The sequence below is a fragment of the Virgibacillus natechei genome (genome assembly GCF_026013645.1).
Taxonomy (GTDB): domain Bacteria; phylum Bacillota; class Bacilli; order Bacillales; family Amphibacillaceae; genus Virgibacillus_L; species Virgibacillus_L natechei.
Window position 1 is genome coordinate 3,289,300 of sequence record NZ_CP110224.1, and the last position, 19,710, is coordinate 3,309,009.

Below are 19,710 nucleotides of genomic sequence, written 5' to 3' on the forward strand. Positions count from 1 at the left end.
CAATCACTTATATTATATTTCCTAAGAAAAGTTTCTCCCCTATTTAGAATAGGGGAGGCCAACTGATAAGATTACAGCCATTACAGCTGGCCACCTTAGATAAATATGTTTCTCCTATTCCCGTCTAAAAGGTACATTTTATTTATCCTTTTGTTGCGCCCGATGTCAAACCTGATATCAAATAACGCTGTAACAATAGGAATACAAGTGCAATCGGGATCGCAATCAGAATAGATCCTGCGGCAAAACGCGTGAAATTGGTGGAAAACTGGTCATTTATAAAATTAAACAGACCCAGTGCCAATGTGAAATTTTCCGGACTGCTTAACACGATACGTGGCAAAAGAAAGTCCATAAATGGTGCCATGAAATTAAATAAAGCAACAACAGCTAAAATTGGTTTCGCCAGTGGCAACATAATGCTCCAAAACACTCGTAAGTGACCTGCACCATCAATTTTTGCTGACTCATCCAGTTCTTTTGGAATCGTATCGAAATAACCTTTCACAAGCCATGCATTAAATGGTATCTGTCCCCCAAGATAAATGAGCAAAAGTCCCCACAACGAATCTGTTAGACCGATTGTATTTAAAAGAATATAAAGGGCAACCATCCCCATTAATGCTGGAAACATTTGCAAAAGCAAGAACATATATAATCCATACTTCCGACCGACAAATTTGTATCTCGAAAATGCATAAGCTATAAGCGAAGTTATAACAACCGATCCTAACGCATTTAGTGAAGCAACAAGCATACTATTTTTATACCAGATTAAGTAATCGCTGTCAGGACTGGTGAAAAGCCATTTATAGTGTTCTAATGTCGGGTTTTCAGGAAATAAATCCGTAACAAGCATGTTCGTTCCAGGATTTAAGCTCATCATGATTGTCCAGAATAAAGGATACCCAATAATAATGAACATGAAAAGAATAAACAGATATATGAACGTCACTTCAATATTTGATTTGGTTTTAGGTTTCATAGCCATTAGTAACGTTCCTCCTCTTTAAATGCTGCCGTTTTCCTGAATTGGAAGAAAGCAAAAATGGAAATAACCAATCCCATGATTATGGTGATGGCAGCAGCCATATTATAGTTGTTTGTTTCAAATGTTAACTTGTAGACCCATGAAATCAGAATATCGGTCCCGCCGGCGTTTTGTCCACGAACCGCCGGATTCCCTTCGTTAAACAAGTATATAATATTGAAGTTATTAAAGTTTTGTGCGTACTGCATAATCAATAGTGGTGCTGTTGCAAAAAGCAAGTGTGGCATCGTAATATGTTGAAACTTTTGCCAACGTGTCCCACCATCAACATCTGCCGCTTCATACATATCCTGCGGCACGCTTTGCAGAACTCCAGTAAATAATGCAAAAACAAACGGAAATCCCAACCATGTCTGAATCATAATCAAGGCTGTCTTTGCCCAAAAAGGGTCAGATAACCAGGGGATCATAATATTTAAATGGGAAAGGAGATCACGATTAATGGCTCCGAAAGTAGGATTAAACAAAGCAGAAAATATAAGAATGGAAACAAACGCCGGTATAGCCCACGGCAAAATCAACACCGTGCGAATCGATCGTTTGAATTTAATCCGTTTGTCGTTTACAAGCAAAGCCAGGAACAATCCTAGAACAATTTGTAGCGATGTCGCAATAACAGTCCAGACAATCGTCCATGTGAATACACTAAAAAATGTATCTTTCCATATATCTATTGTGACTAGCGACTTAAAGTTATCAAAACCTACCCAACTCAATAGATTCCTTGGCGGTGAATTGTATTGATTATAATCCGTAAATGCCAAAGCTAACATAAATAATAACGGTAAAACGACAATAAACACTAACATAACAAGCCCCGGTAGAATCATATAGTACGGAAAACCACGGCTGTAGAAATCTGCAATGCCTTGCAGTAAAGTTGGCTTTGACTTGCCTTGTTCACGAGCAATCGCATCGCCTCTTGCATCTTTAATATTAAAAATATAGATCGCAATTCCAAAGATCAGAACAATCAGGGAAATAAGACCCTGTAGCAGTAATTGGACTGAGTGATGTTCTTGCGGTACGGTACCAAGTGTAACTATTCCCCAAAGTCCAATATCAATATAATCCCATGTTGTGACCAAAAAAGAAACGGACAGGATTAGAAATATAAATCCTTTTAATATACGCCGATTATAAAATTGACCCAATCCTGGAAACAGAACCGATAGCAATGTAGCTATATTCCGGGGTTGGGTGAGGCCGCCTTTTTTGTGGCGTTTCTTCTTTTGGGCCATAAGCGTCTCCTCCTAAACAATACGTTCTATAAGTTATTGTAGCCAACAGTATGTTCTAACAGTTTTGTTTAATCGGTATAGGAAGGTGACCCCTCCATATACCGATTACTGTTATTTCCTACTATTATTGATTTGCCCCGGATGCCTCGATTTGATCGTGGATCGTCTGTACAGTTTCTGTCAATACTTCATCCACCGTTTCCCCCCTGGATATAAAATCCAGTGCATCGTTAATCGGATCCCATATTTGCTGCACGGCCGGATCACTTGGCATTGGTTCGCCATATTCAGTTTGTTCAGCAAATGCAGAGAAAATTTCGTCATCCGCAATGACAGGGTCTTCCAAAGCATCATCGCGCGGTGGCATTTCACCCGCGACATCATAATAATGCATGCTATTTTCTTTGTTAGTAATAAACGCCATCAAGTCCTGCGCCCACTCTTTATTTTCCGAGTAGTAAGACATCATGTATGATTTTACCCCTACAAAAGAATTCGGGTGTTCCCCATTATCGAGGACAGGCATCGGAACAGCTCCTAAATCGTCCCCCAACGCTTCTGCAAAGTCACGAACCATCCATGGGCCATTCAGCACCGTGGAAACTTTCCCTTCTTGAAAAAGGCCATTCATGATATCTGGCGTCAGATCTTGCGGGATATAGCCATCTTCATACCAAGACTGAACAAGTTCCCCACCTTCTACCGCTCCTTCGTTGTCAAGACCGATATCGGAAATGTCATAGTTTCCATCCTCGTTGGCAAATACATATGATCCATATCCAGCAAAAAACGGGTACACATAATAGAAATTATCGGCTTCCATTAAAAATCCAAATTCATCATTACTAGCATTTGTATCACTTTCGGCAATGTTCATGATATCTTCCATGGATTCTGGTTCACTGTCAACTAATGATTTATTGTAAAACATAGTATAGGTTTCAATAACAGCAGGGTAGCCCCAATATTCTCCTTCATAAGTAACAGCCTCAAGCGACGTATCCGTATATTCCGATTCCACGTCATCTAAATCAATTGGGTCAACCAATCCGCGTATCACCAAATCACCGATCCGGTCATGTGGTTGAAAAATAACGTCTGGGCCATTACCTGCTGGCCCTTCAACATCAAGACTCTCAATTTGATCTAGCATATCGATAGGTGTAAGTTCAACATCAATTCCTGTTTCTTCCGTATATTTATCCGTGATTTCTTCAACAGCCTGTTCTTGATTTTCTTCGGCATTCACCCATAGTTTGAGTGCGTCAGGTTTTTCCGGCATTTCTCCGGTATTTTCACCTGCTTGTTCCTCAGATTGATCTGCTTCATCGGGGCCACATGCTACAAGCAAACCGCCTAAAAACAGAACAATAATAAACATCCAAATCCACTTTTTCATGTCATTAACCTCCCATTTTAAATAAAATCTGTGAAAACGTTTGCGCATAACGTTATACTTGATTATACACTGTTTAAAAATATTCGCAACCTTGAATTTAATTTTTATAAACATTTATTTATCAGTTTATAAAACGCTTACAATATTTTTATATAAATGGTACAATAAAAATATTAGTATTAATTAGGACTTCTTTATAATTTAATAGAACCATATTTATGCAATCGTTTTATCAAAAAAGGAGGTATATGTTTTGTTAAAAGAAGCCATTTATCATCGACCGAAAAACAACTTCGCCTATGCGTACAATGAACAAACTTTGCACATACGTTTACGAACAAAAAAAGCTGATGTCCCTTACGTCAATCTAATATATGGCGATCCTTACGATTGGGATGAAACCGATTGGCAGGCCCAACGTAAACCTATGGAATTAGAGATCACAGATAATTTGTTTGACTACTGGATAGCCGAAATAGCACCACCTTATCGTCGACTTCGTTACGGTTTTGAACTGTTTAGCGAAAATGAAACATTGGTTTATACCGAAAAAGGATTTTTCAATGAAGCTCCTATCGATGATACTGGCTATTATTTTTGCTTTCCGTACTTGAATGAAGCTGATGTTTTCAAGGCACCTGACTGGGTGAAGAATACTATTTGGTACCAAATCTTCCCTGAACGATTCGCAAACGGGAACACAAACCTGAATCCACATGGCACCCTTCCTTGGGCATCAACTGAACCAACGCGCACCAATTTTTTTGGCGGTGATTTTCAAGGAATTATCAATCATCTTGATCATTTGGTTGATCTCGGAATAAATGGAATCTATTTAACACCGATTTTCAAAGCCTATTCCAATCACAAATACGACACTATAGACTATATGGAAATTGACCCACAATTTGGTGACAAGAACACATTCAAAAAACTTGTACAAAAGTGCCATGATAAAGGAATTCGTGTGATGCTCGATGCTGTATTCAACCATAGCGGATACTACTTCCCTCCTTTTCAGGATGTCTTGGAGAAGGACGAGGCTTCAACTTATAAAGATTGGTTTCATATCAGAGAATTTCCAATAAAAACAGAACCAAAGCCTAACTTTGACTCCTTTGCATTTACATCACATATGCCAAAGTTAAATACCAAAAACCCTGAAGTAAAGGCATACTTGCTTGACGTTGCAACTTATTGGATAAAAGAATTCGACATTGACGGCTGGAGACTGGACGTTGCCAATGAGGTTGATCATCAATTTTGGAGAGATTTCCGAACAGCCGTAAAGACGGTAAAGCCGGATGCTTATATTTTAGGAGAAATCTGGCATGATTCAATGCCTTGGTTGCAAGGAGATCAGTTTGATGCTGTCATGAATTACCCATTTACCATGGCGTCACTTGATTATTTGGCAGACCAAAAAATAACCGCAAAACAATTTGCCAATCAAATGGTGAATGTGCTCTCTTCTTATCCGAAAAATGTAAATGAAGTAGCGTTTAATTTGCTTGGTAGCCACGATACCGCGCGTGTTCTAACGTTGTGTGAGAATGATAAACAAAGGGCCAAATTATTATATGTACTACAACTATCGTTCATGGGAACACCTTGTATATATTACGGCGATGAAATAGGCATGACAGGCGGAAATGACCCCGCATGTCGCAAATGCATGGTTTGGGATAAAGCAGCACAGGACTTAGACTTAAAATCATTTATAAAAAAAATAATCCTGTTACGAAAAACGGAAGCTGCGTTTGGCAATTACGGAGAGTTCTCATTTGTGGAAGCCAATGAGGATACAAACCATTTAATTTATTCAAAAAAGAATACCGATGATACGATTTTTATTGGTATTAACCCTTCAGATCGTTCTGTGCAAATGACTGTAGATGGTAGCTTTCAACATAAACAGGCCAAAAATCTATGGACCGGATACGAAATGGAATTAAAAGCGGATTCATTGATTATGAAACTGGAAGCAAATAGCTTTTTGATTGTTAAGGTTTCGGATTAACCAACAAATTACTTGCAGACACAATAAACTAACAGCCACAACTAACCGTGAATCTTTCTTAAAGGCATCACGCAAATAACAGGCACTTCCAGAAAAATTCCCCCTCAGAGAGTTCATTCAATCTGAGAGGGAATTCTCTTCTTTTTTAGTTGTGTCCATAATGTTCTCCTGAAATCACTACCTACGCCATTCGCCAATCCTATCCACTTCCTCCAACACAGCACCAATCAACGTACTACCAGCTGCCAATCCCGAAACCGACTGCAGCACCTTTTCAACGCCATCTTCCTGAATCATTTGCTGCAATTCAACCGCTTCTGCGTCCTGCTCGTTCCCAAACTGCAACGCGGCTGCGATTGTTTTGGCAAGGTAAGTTGGCTTCTTCCCTGTTACTTCCATATAAGCGCTGGCTGGACGAATGAGGCGGTCACGCGGTCCAAGCTTGCGAATTGGGCCTCGTCCAACTCTGGTTACTTCGTCTGAAATATAAGGGTTCATAAATCGGTTCATGATGGTGTTAATATACGTTTGATGTTCTTCTCGATCAAAATGATACGTTTGAATAAGTGCTTCTCCTGACTCGGATAATGCACCTTTGATGATTTCCTGCACCTGAGGCTCATCCATTGCGTCTGCAATTGTCTCGCATCCCATATAGTGTCCGATATACGCTACTGCCGAATGGCCTGTATTGACCGTGAATAATTTTCGCTCAATATAAGGTGTTAAGTCCTGAACATAGGTGATGCCCTCAATCGCTGGGGTTTGGCCTTTGATGCCTATTTCCTCCACTAACCATTCATAATACGGCTCAACAGATACTTCCAGCAGATCATCATTAACCTGGTTCGGAACGATTCGATCAACTGCTGCATTTGGGAAGCCAATCAATGCATCGCATGACGCTTGCTCATCTGATGCAAGATGCTCGTAGACCTTTTCCTTTAAAATCGAACTTCCCCCTATCATGTTCTCGCAAGCAATAATATTTAATGGCTGCTTATTTGATTTCACGCGTTCCCGCAAGCCTTCTGCTATTAGTTCTGCGATCACAGGTAAAATATTCGGGCCAACAGCTGTTGTCAGTATTGCAGCATTTTTAATAGCTTCCACAACGCTAGCGGCATCCGTAACGCTGTTAATTCCTGAAACATGTTGCACATTGTGTTTCTCACTATTTTCAGAAGCCAAAATAACGTTGTACTGCTTATTTTCGTTTAAAGCTTGAATAACTTCCGCATTCACATCTATAAATGTTGTATGATAATTTGCCTGGTGAAGCAGGGAACCGATAAAACCACGACCGATATTCCCTGCACCAAAATGTACTGCCTCCATTTAGCTCACCTCATCAAACAAACGTATAATTTCCTCTTTTGATTGTGCTCCAACGATTTTTTCGATGTTCTCCTCTTCCGAACATACGATAGCAATTTTTGATAGGACTTCTAAATGTTCGTCCCCTTTACCAGCAATGCCGATAAGCACTTTTACGATATTTCCATCACCAAAATCGACGCCTTCTGGTACGGTCACGATAGAAAGTCCCGTTTCCAGAACAGCCACCTTCGCGTCTTCCGTTCCGTGTGGGATGGCAACATTATTCCCCATAAATGTAGACGTCACTTCTTCTCTTTCTAGCATTTTCCCTACATAGGATTCTTCCACATACCCGTTATCAACTAGGATTTCGCCCGTGTAACGAATCGCTTCCTCTTTCTCAGCTAGTGTTGATACGTTTAGATGGATATTGTCTTTACTTAAAATTTCTTTTGTCATAACTTGATGCACTCCTTCAGTGAATTAGTTTCTTCTCATTTAAAAATGAATAAAATTGGTCAGTCAGGAAGTTCTTGATTTTCGCTTCGTCCCCTGACTCGAATCGTTTTATGCTTTCTTTTCCTTGGATAACGATACTACTTAAATAACTTAAAACCTCTAGCATTTCCGGGTGTGCATCTTCAGGTGCAAGCATGAGCAACATTCGGTTCATCGTCATGTCTTCTCCGTCCATCCCTGCGACAATTAAGGACTCGTTTAGTGCATGGATCGTGAAGCTTGGCACAAAAACATGAGCAGATCGTGTGTGATAAAGCGCCAATGACGTACCTGGGATGCCTAGACCACTTACCTGTTCCCTGTTTTGCAGCTCACGAAAAACGGTATCTCTATCCTCTATCATTTGGCTTTTTTCCAATTGCATACAGACCGAACGTAAAATGGCTGCCACATTTTGTTTGGCTGCCATTTCTTCCATGTAAAAGGCATTTAATACATCTAAAATCACCTTCGAGTAATGCTGCATTGCTTCCAACTGTAGGATAAAGTCTGTGTTTTGCTCTTCGTCCCGGTCATGTTTTGCCTCGTTTGGCTTGTAGGTAAGTTTCTTTTTTCTTATGGCTTTTTTAATACGTTCTACTTCATCTTTCGTTAGCATTGGGGACGTAACAACGTACTCCTCGTCCAACCCTTTTAACGGAATGGTCGACACAATAATATCATAGGCCCCCGTATCTGAATCCCCCAGATCAAACAGGGATTTATTATCTACCTGTTTAACCTCTGGGAAACGCTGCATGAGCTTCGTGGCTAGAATTTTTGCCGTTCCAATTCCACTGGAACAAATCACAAGTGCGTGTAAATCAGCGTCCTTTTCCCCGTGCAACAAGACAGATGCAAAGTGAAGCACAAGATAACCGATTTCGTCTTTCGGCAATGCTACATCTGGGAAAATGTCTCTTGCGCCTTGTTCGATCAGATAAAAGAGGTCCGCGTAGTCTCTTGTGATTTCATCTATCATTGGATTCTTGATATTCATGCCTTGCTTTAAGCGATAAATCGTTGGCTTCAAATGGGTCACCAAATCATTCAATAGCGCTGTGTTATCGGTCAGATCCGTATCCAATTGTGTACTAATATACTGAATTAATGCTTTCGCTTGATAGGCAACATCCATACTGGAATCTTCTAGCATAAAATGGTGATCACTACGCAATTTAGCACCCAACAAATGCATCGTAATATAGCCTATTTCATCTTCTGGTATTTCCATATCGAATGCCATTTCAAGATCCTGAATCAGCTTTTTTGCAATTGCATATTCATGTGTTTCTTCCATTTGCTTTAAATATACGGGGTCAAATTCAATGGTATCCCCTTTTTGCAATCGTTCTATTGCCAATGCCAGGTGAACGACGAGCCCTACATGCGCACTGTCCGCTAATTCATGTTGTAAGTGGGTCCTCGTTTGTTCTACTTTTTGCTCAATCAAGACGAGTTTCTCTGGATTGACTAAACCAAGTAATCGATTCGAAATACTATTTAATTGCGGCTTTGATTTTTTTTGGATGTTTTCTTTTATCAGGGAGACGAATTCAAATGGATCTACATATTTGCTGATTAAATTACTGATTGCAGCCCGTTTATTCCGTTCCTCTCCCTCTACTTTAACGCCAAATCCTCTTTTTCGTATCAGGAAAAGGTGATGGGACGTGAGCGGTTCTTCCAGCTCATCAAGGTCATGACTAATGGTCGCAACCGTCACGCCAAGTTCACTTGCCAGCGCGTATAATTTAATGGGCTCATTTGTCTCCAGCAATGCCGATAAAATAACGGCCTGTCGTTCATTTGGTGTGAATTCCAAAGATGGCATTTTTGTAAGAGCCATCTCCAGTTGCTGCAAGTCCTGGCTGTCCCCAATAATGCGGACGCCGACCCCAGCCTTCTTTGCTAATTCCAGGTTATAATCAAACAGTGTTTTTTCACTATTTTTCAAGTCTCGGTGAATCGTTCGGGTGCTGACTTCAAGCTCAGCACCCAGCTCTTTCACCGTTATGCCTTCCGGGTACTTGATTAAAAGCTCGATTACTTTTCGCTCACGACCAGCAATATACAAACGGTTCACCCTTTATTTCTTAAGACGTTCAACCAACTCTTCATACGCCGGACTGTTTAAGAAATTTTCCACCGAAATATGCTCAGCAGTCGGTAATTTCGCTTTTGCACGATCCGTTAAATCTTTATGGGTAATAATGATATCCGCATCATCTGGTATGTTGTTAATCGCGGTATTGGTAACAAAAATATCAATATCCGCTTTTTTAAATTTATTTTTTAACAACGATGATCCCATTGCACTTGAACCCATACCCGCATCACAGGCGAAAATTACTTTTTCTACTTCATCAGCGGTCTTTTCCTCCACAGCTTCCGCGTCTTTTTCAAATTGAGCTTCTTCCGCATCTTGCGTTAAAGTGGAAGATACAGCACTTTGATTGCCCTTCATTTCTTCCATTTGCCCAGTAGCGGATGACAAATCATCATCCTCCTGCTTACTTGTTTTCAAAATAAACCCTGCTATCACAAATGAGACGGCTGCAGCAACGATGACACCAAGGATCGTGCCAAGATAATTACCTTGTGGCGTCAGAGCTAGTAAAGCAAAAATACTTCCAGGTGATGCTGGAGCTACTAATCCTGCGTCAAATAGCACGAATGTGAACACCCCACTTACACCACCACCGATTGCAGCTAAAATTAATGTTGGCTTCATTAAAATGTATGGGAAATAGATCTCGTGAATCCCACCAAAGAATTGAATAATTGAAGCACCAGATGCGGAGCTTTTCGACATCCCTGTACCAAAAACAGCAAAGGCAAGGAGAATACCAAAACCTGGACCAGGATTTGCTTCTAATAGGAACAAAATTGATTTCCCTACCTCAGAAGCTTGCTCAGCCCCGATCGGACTTAATATCCCGTGGTTAATTGCATTATTTAAAAATAAGATCTTCGCCGGTTCAATAATGATATTTGCAAGTGGCAATAATCCAGCAGCAACAATCACTTCAACCCCAGCAGCTAGCAGATTATTAAGTGCCTCTACAAGCGGGCTAACGCCAAACAAAGAAAAACATGCTAAAATCGCACCAAGAATACCAGCCGAGAAATTATTGTAAAGCATTTCAAATCCGGATTTAACTTTATCCTGGAACCGCTCGTCGATCTTCTTCATTAAGTAACCAGCCAACGGACCCATAATCATAGCCCCTAAAAACATCGGTATATCCGCACCGACAATAACACCCATCGTAGCCGTGGCACCAACCACTCCACCACGTAGGTCGTGGACCATCCGACCGCCAGTAAAACCAATTAATAGTGGCAGCAGGAAATAAAGCATCGGATCAACTAATTCCGCCAAACTCTCATTCGGCCACCAGCCATCAGGTATAAATAAAGCTGTAATAATACCCCAAGCAATAAATGCCCCGATATTCGGCATAATCATTCCACTTAAGTAACTACCAAAACGCTGTACCTTCGCTCGAAAACCTTTCTTCTCTGACATGATAAAACACCTCTTCATTCTATTTGAAATTCATTATAGTGCGTGTTCATTTCTACTACCTCTAGTATATACGCTGACATTTGACTCCTCAATTACTTAAAAACACTCATTTGTCGCGAGGGATGTTGACATTATTTAATAAGTGCGTTTGGAGGTGCTGGTGCTCGAGCGATGGGGGCTCTTACTCGAGCGGGAGGCTCGTCCTCGGTATGCCGGCGCTCGACATTGGGGTGCTGGTGCTCGAGCGAGCGGGAAAGTGCTCACTCGAGCGGTGGGAGCTCTTACTTGAGCGGCAGCTTGTCTCACTCGAGCAGTGGGAGCTCTTACTCGAGCGGTAGCTTGTCTCACTCGAGCAGTGGGAGCTCTTACTCGAGCGGTAGCTTATCTCACTCGAGCGGAAGCTATGCCAGCGCTCGACCCTGGGGTACTGGTGCTCGATCCCAGGCACTTTATCTTTTAAATGTAAAACGATTCACCTGTAATATTTCCCTACTTTTAGCAATATGATTCAGTATAACGGCATAACGCTTTTTCGGGAGGGATAGGATGATCACTGGCGACATGCTTGCTCGATATTATGAACTTAATAAAAAGAAAAAAGAAATCGATACGGAGATGAAACAACTAAAGGAGACGTTTCATACGTATTTCGATGACCAAGTGGGAGCTAACACAAAAGGAGTAATCACTGATGGAGGATTCAAACTGCAAAGGCAAATACGCAAATCAGAAAAGTATAAGGAAGAAATAACCGTCAACCGCTTAGAGGAATTGAAGATGAATGATCTGGTACAAGTCGTGAAAAAGCCAGATAGTGAAAAGATCAAGGCAGCAATTGATCTGGGTTTACTAGCCAATGAGGACCTGGAAGACTGCAGATTAACCACCTTCTCTGCAGCCATTTCTGTTAAAGAGGAAAGCTAAGATGTGGATATGATGCCTGTCCCTCGCTACGCTAATGCGGTAGAGCGATGAGGGACAGGCATCTTTTTCGCGAATCTGGAGACAGAACACATTCGACACAAATTGACATAATTCGGGAAGTGACAGGCACCTCCCCGCAACAGGCACCTCCCCGCACGAGGCACCTCCCCGCACGCGCATCTCCCTCCACATGCGCAGGCACCCCCCCTCTTGAATACGCGACCTTTTTCCCTCATAATAAGATATAATTATTCAAATTTATGAGGTGGTTGTTTATGAGTAAAACCGGTAGAAATGATCCTTGTCCATGTGGAAGCGGGAAAAAGTATAAGAAATGTTGTGGGGCTTCGAATGTGGTTGAAATGGGTATGGGACGATATAACACTGAATTGGAGCGCCTTCGCAACACCCTCATCGCTTTTGCCATATATGAGCATGAATTTGATCTGGAGAAAATCATCGATAAATATCCACAACCAGCACTGCTTCATGACGATGAGTTGATGGATACGTATATGACAGGACTAACTCCTTGGATGATCGTGAACGCACCTATTTTTGCTAATGATCAAACGATATATGACGTGTTTAATAAGAAAGAGCAATCAAAAATCAAGCATACTAGAATAAAGAACACGTTTGAAGAATGGGGTAACAGCAAGCCATCTATTTACGAGATTTTATCAACCGATCAGCAAGCAAACAAAAAAGCAACACTACAAGATGTATTAACAAATGAAACATATGACATTGCATTAGATGAAGAGAATGATTTCGAGGAAGTCAATCTGGTCACTGGGATACTAGTTCCCTATATCGATCATCACCAGTTCCTTTTTCCAATGATTGAACTGCCCAGCGATAGTAAAGAAAAAGTCATCGATTTGGCTAAAAATTATATGGATGGGGCTGGAGACGCGGGCCTTGCAGTAGACTTCCCTGACTTTTTAGGCGAAGCACTAGCGATCCAAGCAAATACAATAGAACTGGAATGGGACAACCCCACTCACGAATTGGTCGCCAATCATTTTGAAAACCATATGCGTGCCAAAGGATTCGACGATAAAATGATCTCGGCAGGCGTTCTTCTCTGGAATATTTATTGTGAAAAAGCAAATCCATCTTTTAGAAAACTTGGACCTTCCGCAGCGGCCATTGACTACCTCATCCACCATACGCTGGTCCCAGATACAATTGTCACGCAAAGCCAGCTAGCAAAAGAATATGAGACATCAGCCGGTTCCATATCAAAAATGGTAAAAAGAATAGAAAAAGAGCTAGATGAGGAGATGGAACATCTTTTTCATGAAATGATCGAGGAAGGAATTCTTGACGAGGAAGCAGTGGATTCCTTTGATGAAGACATACTTAGCAATAATAACATGAATATGGAAAAAACCATGCGTGACCTTCAAAATGCCCTGGAAGGACAAAATTTCGATTCAGAAGAGGAAGTACAGCCATTTATGGATGAGCTAATGAAAAACCAGGAATTGCCGTCCCCCGTTTCCTCCTCTCCACGCGACCTGGCACAGGACAAGCTATATGAGGCGCAAGTGGAAAAGGGAGCTAAACGAAGAAAGCTGATTAAAGAAGCATTAGACATTTATCCAAACAGCCCGGATGCCTACTTACTGATGGCAGCAGATACCAGTTCGATGAATGAGCAGCATAGCCTTTTCCACCAAGCGCTCCTTGCTGGAGAAAAAGATTTGGGTAAAGACTTTTTCAAAGAAAACAAAGGCCATTTCTGGCTGATGATCGAAACGAGGCCCTACATGCGGGCAAAAGCCGATTATGCAACAGTCCAGTACAACCTAGGTGATAAAGAATCGGCGATGGAGCATTACGAGGAATTACTGGAATTGAATCCAAATGATAACCAGGGAATCCGTTACCAATTATTACGCATTTACTTGGAAGAAGAAAAATATGTACCAGCCAAACATTTAATCAAGCAATATGAAAAAGAGCAATCAGCAAATTTCCTTTTTAATGAGGCGTTATTACACTATCGTACAAACGGGATCACTCCCAAAACAAAAGCCTTACTAAAAAAAGCAACGGAGCAAAACCCGTATGTAAAAGACTATTTGCTTGATAAAAAGCCAATTCCAAGACACAGCCAGGACTTTATGGGAATTGGCGACGAAAGTGAAGCGATTGTGTATGCACAAGAACATATACATCTGTGGAAGGAAGCACAAGCATTGTTGAAGGAATTATGATATAGGGTCTGTCCTCATCACGTTAAAGCAGGAGCGTGGCGAGGGGCAGATCCTTTTTTTATAACGGGAGAGAGGCACTCCAAACCGGGATTAAAAGGCGCCTGTCCCTCGCTACACTAATGCGGTAGAGCGATGAGGAACAGGCACCTTTTTTAGACCGATACACATTCGACATAAATTGACATTACTCGGGAAGTGACAGGCACTTCTTCGACTCAAAGTTATCAAGCAATGCACGCACTTCATCTGTTGACTCTGTGCTCATCAATTGATTCCTTAATTCACTCGCTCCTCTAAACCTGCGAACATATATCTTAAAAAAGCGACGAAGAGGCCTGAACGGACGAGGTTCTAATACTGAATATTTATCATGTAGATCAAGGTGCAATCTTAAGAGATCAAGCATTTCCTTACTACTATGATCTTTGGGCTGCTTTTCAAAGGCAAATGGATTTTTAAAAATACCACGCCCTATCATAACTCCATCAATACCGTACTCACGAACGAGCTTCAAGCCAGTCTGGCGGTCAGGGATATCCCCATTGATCGTCAAAAGTGTATCTGGTGCCACCTCATCACGAAGTTTCTTAATCTCCGGTATTAGTTCCCAGTGTGCATCTACTTTGCTCATTTCCTTTTTTGTACGCAGATGAATGGAAAGATTAACAATGTCTTGTTGCAATAGGTGTGTTAACCAGTCGCGCCATTCGTCTACATTCGTGTAACCAAGCCGTGTCTTCACACTTACGGGCAACCCTCCTGCTTTTGCTGCTTGTATTAGTTCTGCTGCAACTTCTGGACGACGGATCAGACCGCAGCCCTTCCCTTTTGTGGCCACATTAGGTACAGGACAGCCCATATTGATATCCAGACCACTAAACCCTTGTTTCGCCATACCGATACTCATTTCCCGAAAGTGTTCAGGATTATCACCCCATATATGGGCAACAATTGGTTGTTCATCCTCTGTAAAAGTCAAACGCCCACGCACGCTATGTTGCGCCTCTGGGTGACAATAACTTTCCGAGTTTGTAAACTCTGTAAAAAACACATCAGGTCTGGCTGCCGCGCTCACTACATGGCGAAAAGCAACATTCGTCACATCTTCCATAGGTGCTAGTATAAAAAATGGTCGTGGTAAATCACGCCAAAAGTTATCTTTCATATTCAACTTCAAAATCCTTTCATTATGGGATAACATGTCAAACCTTATCCCAAAATTAAAAGCAAGAATATCTTTGCCTCTTTTATACTTATACCATGCTTAAGCACTTTTTATCAAATCGAATCGGGTTTTGTATGTTCCGTATTTTATCAGTTGAAAAATGTTTTTTCGCCAGGGACAGGGGGACAGGAGCACTGTCCCCCCATTCATCTGATTCTGGGACAATAAACCTGTCCCTCTGTCCCCCGAAACGGAAGAGCGATGAGGGACAGCCACTTTTTTAAGACAGATACATATTCGACATAAATTGACATAATTCGGGAAGTGACAGGCACTTTCCCCTATCCAATAAAGTCGCCAATCGCCGTAATTAAGCTATGCGTCCCCAGCCCCAAACAAATAATTACAATAATGCTACCGGCCACATTTACTTTTAAAGAGTTTCTATAGTTGCCAAGCAATTTTTTATTGTTCATAATGACCATGATTAAAATGGCAATACCTGGCAGGAGAATGCCATTTAGTGCCTGGGCGAAAAGAAGTACCTCCAATGGCTCAAAATTAAGTATGAAGGAAAGGATACCAATCAGAATAACGGAGCCAAATACGGTTTTGAAACGCCAATTTTTCATTCCATTTTCCCATTTCAGCATACTGCTTGCTACCATTGCCGCACCAAGAGCGGAGGCAGTCGTGGAAGAGAAACCAGCTGAAAAAATGCCAATCGCTAGAAATGTTTCAGCCCAACTACCTAAAAGCGGTTCCAATTGCAAGGCTAGATCGGCAACTGTTTCTACCTCCACGCCCCGCATTAACGTGCCGGAAGTAATCAGAACAGCTGCTGTGATTAAGCCGCCCACTCCGATCGTTATAAAAATATCCCAACGCGAATCCTTTAAATGGGAGGGTTTATTCCATTTTTCCTGTACAGATGAAGAGTGAATGAATAAATTATATGGCACCACGGTCGTACCAATCAGCGCAATAATCGTGATAATCGAACCAGGAGGCATGGAAGGAGCAAATACCCCTGAAAAAATTCCTGCAAGATCCGGTTTTGCCACAATCATGGTTGTGATAAATACAATACTCATAATGATAACAAGGACAATCATTAATTTTTCAACTAATTTGTAACTGCCGCTTATGCCGAGCAGCAATACAATGATTCCTACAATGGGGCCGATGACATTTATCGACCATCCTGTCAATGTGGCGATACCAAGTGATGTTCCATTCAAATCGCCACTCATATAAGCAGCACATCCGATGAATATGGACATCAGGACAAAACCCATGACCGAGTATTTTAAAATCAGATTTTCAAATTGGTCGCGTATTGCTGCCCCCAGTCCTTTTTGTGCAATGATTCCCAGCCGAGCTACCATCATCTGCAACACCATCGTCGTAATAACGGAAAAGACAACTGCCCATAAAAGTGCATACCCGTACGAGGCACCTGCCTGCGTTGCTGTCGTGATTGTGCCAGGTCCGATAAACGATGCTGATATAATCGCGCTTGGACCTATTATCTTCAATTTTTCTTTAAATGACTTTTTCTGTGTTGATTGAGACATGGCCTCCACCACCTAAATTAAATAATATAGTAGAGGATTCCCTTCTCTCTTCCTTTTAAACAAACAAGGCGGTCTGCCCCTCGCTACGCTAAAGTGTTAGCGTGGTGAGGAACAGACCCCAAAATATACTACTCTATCATCCACTCATAGTCCATCGTGTCGCTATCTATGCTGATTTTCACAGTAAATCCCGCCCCATTTTGATACGCATCAAATACATTACCGCTTACCTCGTACAAGTTATCGCCTATCTCTTCAATCTCAGTCATCTCAAACGATGAATATTCCAATGTAAACTCATTAGGCTCAGCGAATTCCGATTCCAGAACGCTGATTGCCTCCTCGTAGAGCTCCTCATCGCTCATCGTTTCCCCACAGGCCATCAGAAACAATAGAAAAAACGACGCGAGACCTACTTTAATCATCCTCATAAAGCAAAACTCCTTAACTTTTTTGTACAACAATCTGGTTTGAAACTAATGATTTACATCTATGTTCAACCCGCGTTGTGAAAGATCAGGATAGCGTATGAATAGCGACTTGGAATGGTGAATAGATTTGGGGGACTGTTCCCCGCTACGATAAAGCATTCGACATAAACCGGGAAGTGACAGGCACCAATTTCGGAACGGGCACCAAATTCCCGAAACGGGAGAGCGCGGCACCGAATCGGTATGGAAACGCCAGAAATAATGCTGCAATCAAAATAAGTAGTGTTTATTTCAAATTATTAAAATTAATAAATAATTAACAGTATATTAATCTTCTCTCAATATTCATACGCTATACTTGCTTTGCACCGAAAAAGGGAGAGGGTAAATTGAAGTTAAATAACCTGGTAGTGCTAAAAGGACATGCCTCTTTTTTCCTGATTCGACATAAACCGGGAAGTGACAGGCACCAAATTCGAAGTTCGAACCAATTTCGGGACGGGCACCAAGTTCTGATTCTATTGGGGGTGGTCCAGGCATATCTTTATACAGATAGCGCTAAAGGGGGGATTAAGATTTGATGAAAAGGGGTTCTCAAGTAGTTACAAAACCCAATAAAACCGCTCATCACCGGGAAAAGAAATTATTTGGAACTGGAATCTTGTATTTGCTACCTGCTTTAATCCTTTTAGGTGTGTTTTTATTCTATCCTATCTTTCGAACATTGTATTTTAGTTTTTTTGAACTTAGTGGCGGTGGTGTTGTTGAGGGTTTCATTGGTTGGGCACACTATGCTGATTTAATTCAATCATCGGAGTTTAGAAAAAGTATGGTGGCAACACTTTTATTCGTACTTTATACCGTGCCCGCTGAGATTATCATTGCCTTATTTTTAGCTCTCCTTGCGAATGAAAAATTAAGGGGCATTGGATTCTTTAGAACAATATTTGCATCTACATTAGGGGTATCGATCGCAGCTGGGGCAAGTATTTTCTTATTCTTATTCCACCCTTCATTAGGTGTGTTAAACAATATGCTAGAAGTCTTTGGAATAAACGGCGTAGACTGGCTGACAAATTCTAGGTGGGCTTTAGTCTCTGTTGCGATCACGACCGTATGGATGCATCTGGGAATAAATTTCATTATTTTACTTGGCGGCCTACAAAATATTTCACGGGAATTATATGAAAGTGCAGATATCGATGGAGCAGGATATTGGTCAAAGTTATTTAAAATTACAATCCCATTGCTTTCTCCTGTACTGTTTTTTGTTCTTATCATTGCAGTGATTGGGTCATTCCAGACATTTGGTCAAATTGATCTCTTAACAGGAGGAGGACCTGCTGGCGCAACGAATATTATTGTGTATTCCATTTATCAAGAAGCATTTTCTTATGGTAACTTCGGCTATGCAAGTGCACAGGCTATTATATTATTTCTAATCATTTTAATCGTCACCATCTTTCAGTTCAAATACGGGGAGAAGAAGGTGCATTACCAATGATGAAAAAAGTCTTACTCTATACCCTGTTGTTTTTCTCAGCACTCGTTCTTTTCTTCCCGCTCCTATATGCTGTTTCTGCCAGTTTTATGCAGCCACAAGATATCTATGCTGGGAATTTGCTTCCATCTTCTCTATCATCTATAAATTTTGATGCTTATAGGGATGTTTTTAATAGAATACCGTTATTTCATTATCTAACCGTTAGTTTTACCATGTCTTCCATTGTCATGATTGGGCAATTGATTGTCTGTAGCCTATCTGCATATGCATTTGCCTTTATCCCTTTTAAAGGTAGAGATTTAATTTTTTTCATATTTTTAGCTACCATGTTAATCCCTTGGGAAGCTACGGTTATCCCTAACTTCTTAACGATTTTAAATTTGGAATGGCTGAATACGTATCAAGGTTTAACGTTTCCATTTTTCGCTCTACCATTTGGCATCTTTTTACTAAGGCAACACTTTCTAACAATACCGAAAGAATTATGGGAGTCAGCGCAAATGGATGGGTGTTCCAGATTTCGTTATTATTTGAGATTTGTATTACCATTATCAAAAACTTCTTTAAGTGCTCTAGGAATATATGGATTTCTAACAACGTGGAATCAGTACCTGTGGCCATTATTAGTCACAAACGAGGATAGCGTTCGTCCTGTGCAGATTGGGCTTAAAATGTTAATTGCAAACGAAAGCTCTTCCTCTTGGAATATGGTCATGGCTGCGGTTGTAGCGATTCTTATACCTACTCTCCTTATCTTATTTGTCGGTTTGAAATACATTAGAGAAGGACTTACTGCAGGTGCACTTAAAGGATAATAAAA

At 41.1% G+C, this 19,710-nt stretch carries 15 protein-coding genes; 5 read left to right on the forward strand and 10 right to left on the reverse strand.

What is annotated here, in order from left to right; genetic code table 11:
* Positions 1-142: 142 nt before the first annotated feature.
* From OLD84_RS16585 to OLD84_RS16595, 3 genes are all read right to left on the reverse strand, one after another.
* A complete protein-coding gene (locus OLD84_RS16585; RefSeq protein WP_209462583.1) occupies positions 143-985 on the reverse strand; it encodes a sugar ABC transporter permease in 843 nt (280 codons plus the stop codon).
* Between the two features lie 5 nt (positions 986-990).
* Positions 991-2,292, reverse strand: a complete 1,302-nt coding sequence (locus OLD84_RS16590; RefSeq protein ID WP_209462539.1) for a carbohydrate ABC transporter permease — start codon at positions 2,290-2,292, stop codon at positions 991-993.
* 124 nt (positions 2,293-2,416) lie between these two features.
* A complete protein-coding gene (locus OLD84_RS16595; protein WP_209462540.1) occupies positions 2,417-3,691 on the reverse strand; it encodes a sugar ABC transporter substrate-binding protein in 1,275 nt (424 codons plus the stop codon).
* Positions 3,692-3,944: 253 nt separating this feature from the next.
* Between OLD84_RS16595 and OLD84_RS16600 the strand changes: the two genes are divergently transcribed.
* Positions 3,945-5,711 carry an alpha-glycosidase gene (locus OLD84_RS16600; RefSeq protein WP_209462541.1) on the forward strand — a complete coding sequence of 589 codons (1,767 nt, stop codon included), beginning with the start codon at positions 3,945-3,947 and terminating at the stop codon, positions 5,709-5,711.
* 177 nt (positions 5,712-5,888) lie between these two features.
* Here OLD84_RS16600 and OLD84_RS16605 read toward each other — a convergent pair whose 3' ends face one another.
* Genes OLD84_RS16605 through OLD84_RS16620 form a run of 4 tightly spaced genes read right to left on the reverse strand, consistent with a single transcriptional unit; the run spans position 5,889 to position 11,061 of the window.
* Positions 5,889-7,049: a mannitol-1-phosphate 5-dehydrogenase gene (locus OLD84_RS16605; RefSeq protein ID WP_209462542.1), complete on the reverse strand. Its 1,161-nt coding sequence runs from the start codon at positions 7,047-7,049 to the stop codon at positions 5,889-5,891.
* On the reverse strand, positions 7,050-7,490 hold the full coding sequence (locus OLD84_RS16610) for a PTS mannitol transporter subunit IIA (RefSeq protein ID WP_209462543.1): 441 nt from the start codon (positions 7,488-7,490) through the stop codon (positions 7,050-7,052).
* A 16-nt stretch (positions 7,491-7,506) separates the two neighbouring features.
* Positions 7,507-9,615, reverse strand: a complete 2,109-nt coding sequence (locus OLD84_RS16615; RefSeq protein WP_264917234.1) for a BglG family transcription antiterminator — start codon at positions 9,613-9,615, stop codon at positions 7,507-7,509.
* A gap of 3 nt (positions 9,616-9,618) precedes the next feature.
* Positions 9,619-11,061, reverse strand: coding sequence for a PTS mannitol transporter subunit IIBC (locus tag OLD84_RS16620; RefSeq protein ID WP_209462545.1), 1,443 nt, complete (start codon positions 11,059-11,061; stop codon positions 9,619-9,621).
* A gap of 546 nt (positions 11,062-11,607) precedes the next feature.
* Here OLD84_RS16620 and OLD84_RS16625 point away from each other — a divergent pair.
* Together OLD84_RS16625 and OLD84_RS16630 are read left to right on the forward strand one after the other, a co-directional pair.
* Positions 11,608-11,985, forward strand: coding sequence for a hypothetical protein (locus OLD84_RS16625; RefSeq protein ID WP_209462546.1), 378 nt, complete (start codon positions 11,608-11,610; stop codon positions 11,983-11,985).
* A gap of 275 nt (positions 11,986-12,260) precedes the next feature.
* Positions 12,261-14,213, forward strand: a complete 1,953-nt coding sequence (locus OLD84_RS16630; protein ID WP_209462547.1) for an SEC-C metal-binding domain-containing protein — start codon at positions 12,261-12,263, stop codon at positions 14,211-14,213.
* A gap of 184 nt (positions 14,214-14,397) precedes the next feature.
* Here OLD84_RS16630 and OLD84_RS16635 read toward each other — a convergent pair whose 3' ends face one another.
* The 3 genes from OLD84_RS16635 to OLD84_RS16645 all read right to left on the reverse strand — a co-directional run bounded on the left by OLD84_RS16635 (position 14,398) and on the right by OLD84_RS16645 (position 17,386).
* A complete protein-coding gene (locus OLD84_RS16635; RefSeq protein ID WP_209462584.1) occupies positions 14,398-15,378 on the reverse strand; it encodes a tRNA dihydrouridine synthase in 981 nt (326 codons plus the stop codon).
* A 341-nt stretch (positions 15,379-15,719) separates the two neighbouring features.
* Positions 15,720-16,955 (reverse strand): Nramp family divalent metal transporter, encoded by a 1,236-nt coding sequence (locus OLD84_RS16640; protein WP_209462548.1) that lies wholly within the window; start codon positions 16,953-16,955, stop codon positions 15,720-15,722.
* 128 nt (positions 16,956-17,083) lie between these two features.
* A complete protein-coding gene (locus OLD84_RS16645; RefSeq protein ID WP_209462549.1) occupies positions 17,084-17,386 on the reverse strand; it encodes a hypothetical protein in 303 nt (100 codons plus the stop codon).
* Positions 17,387-17,966: 580 nt separating this feature from the next.
* Here OLD84_RS16645 and OLD84_RS16650 point away from each other — a divergent pair.
* Both OLD84_RS16650 and OLD84_RS16655 read left to right on the forward strand, forming a co-directional pair.
* Positions 17,967-18,890, forward strand: coding sequence for a carbohydrate ABC transporter permease (locus OLD84_RS16650; protein ID WP_209462550.1), 924 nt, complete (start codon positions 17,967-17,969; stop codon positions 18,888-18,890).
* Entirely contained in the window at positions 18,887-19,705 is an 819-nt protein-coding gene (locus OLD84_RS16655; protein WP_209462551.1) for a carbohydrate ABC transporter permease, read from the forward strand. Before OLD84_RS16650 ends, OLD84_RS16655 begins: the two co-directional genes overlap by 4 nt.
* The last annotated feature ends 5 nt before the right edge of the window (positions 19,706-19,710 follow it).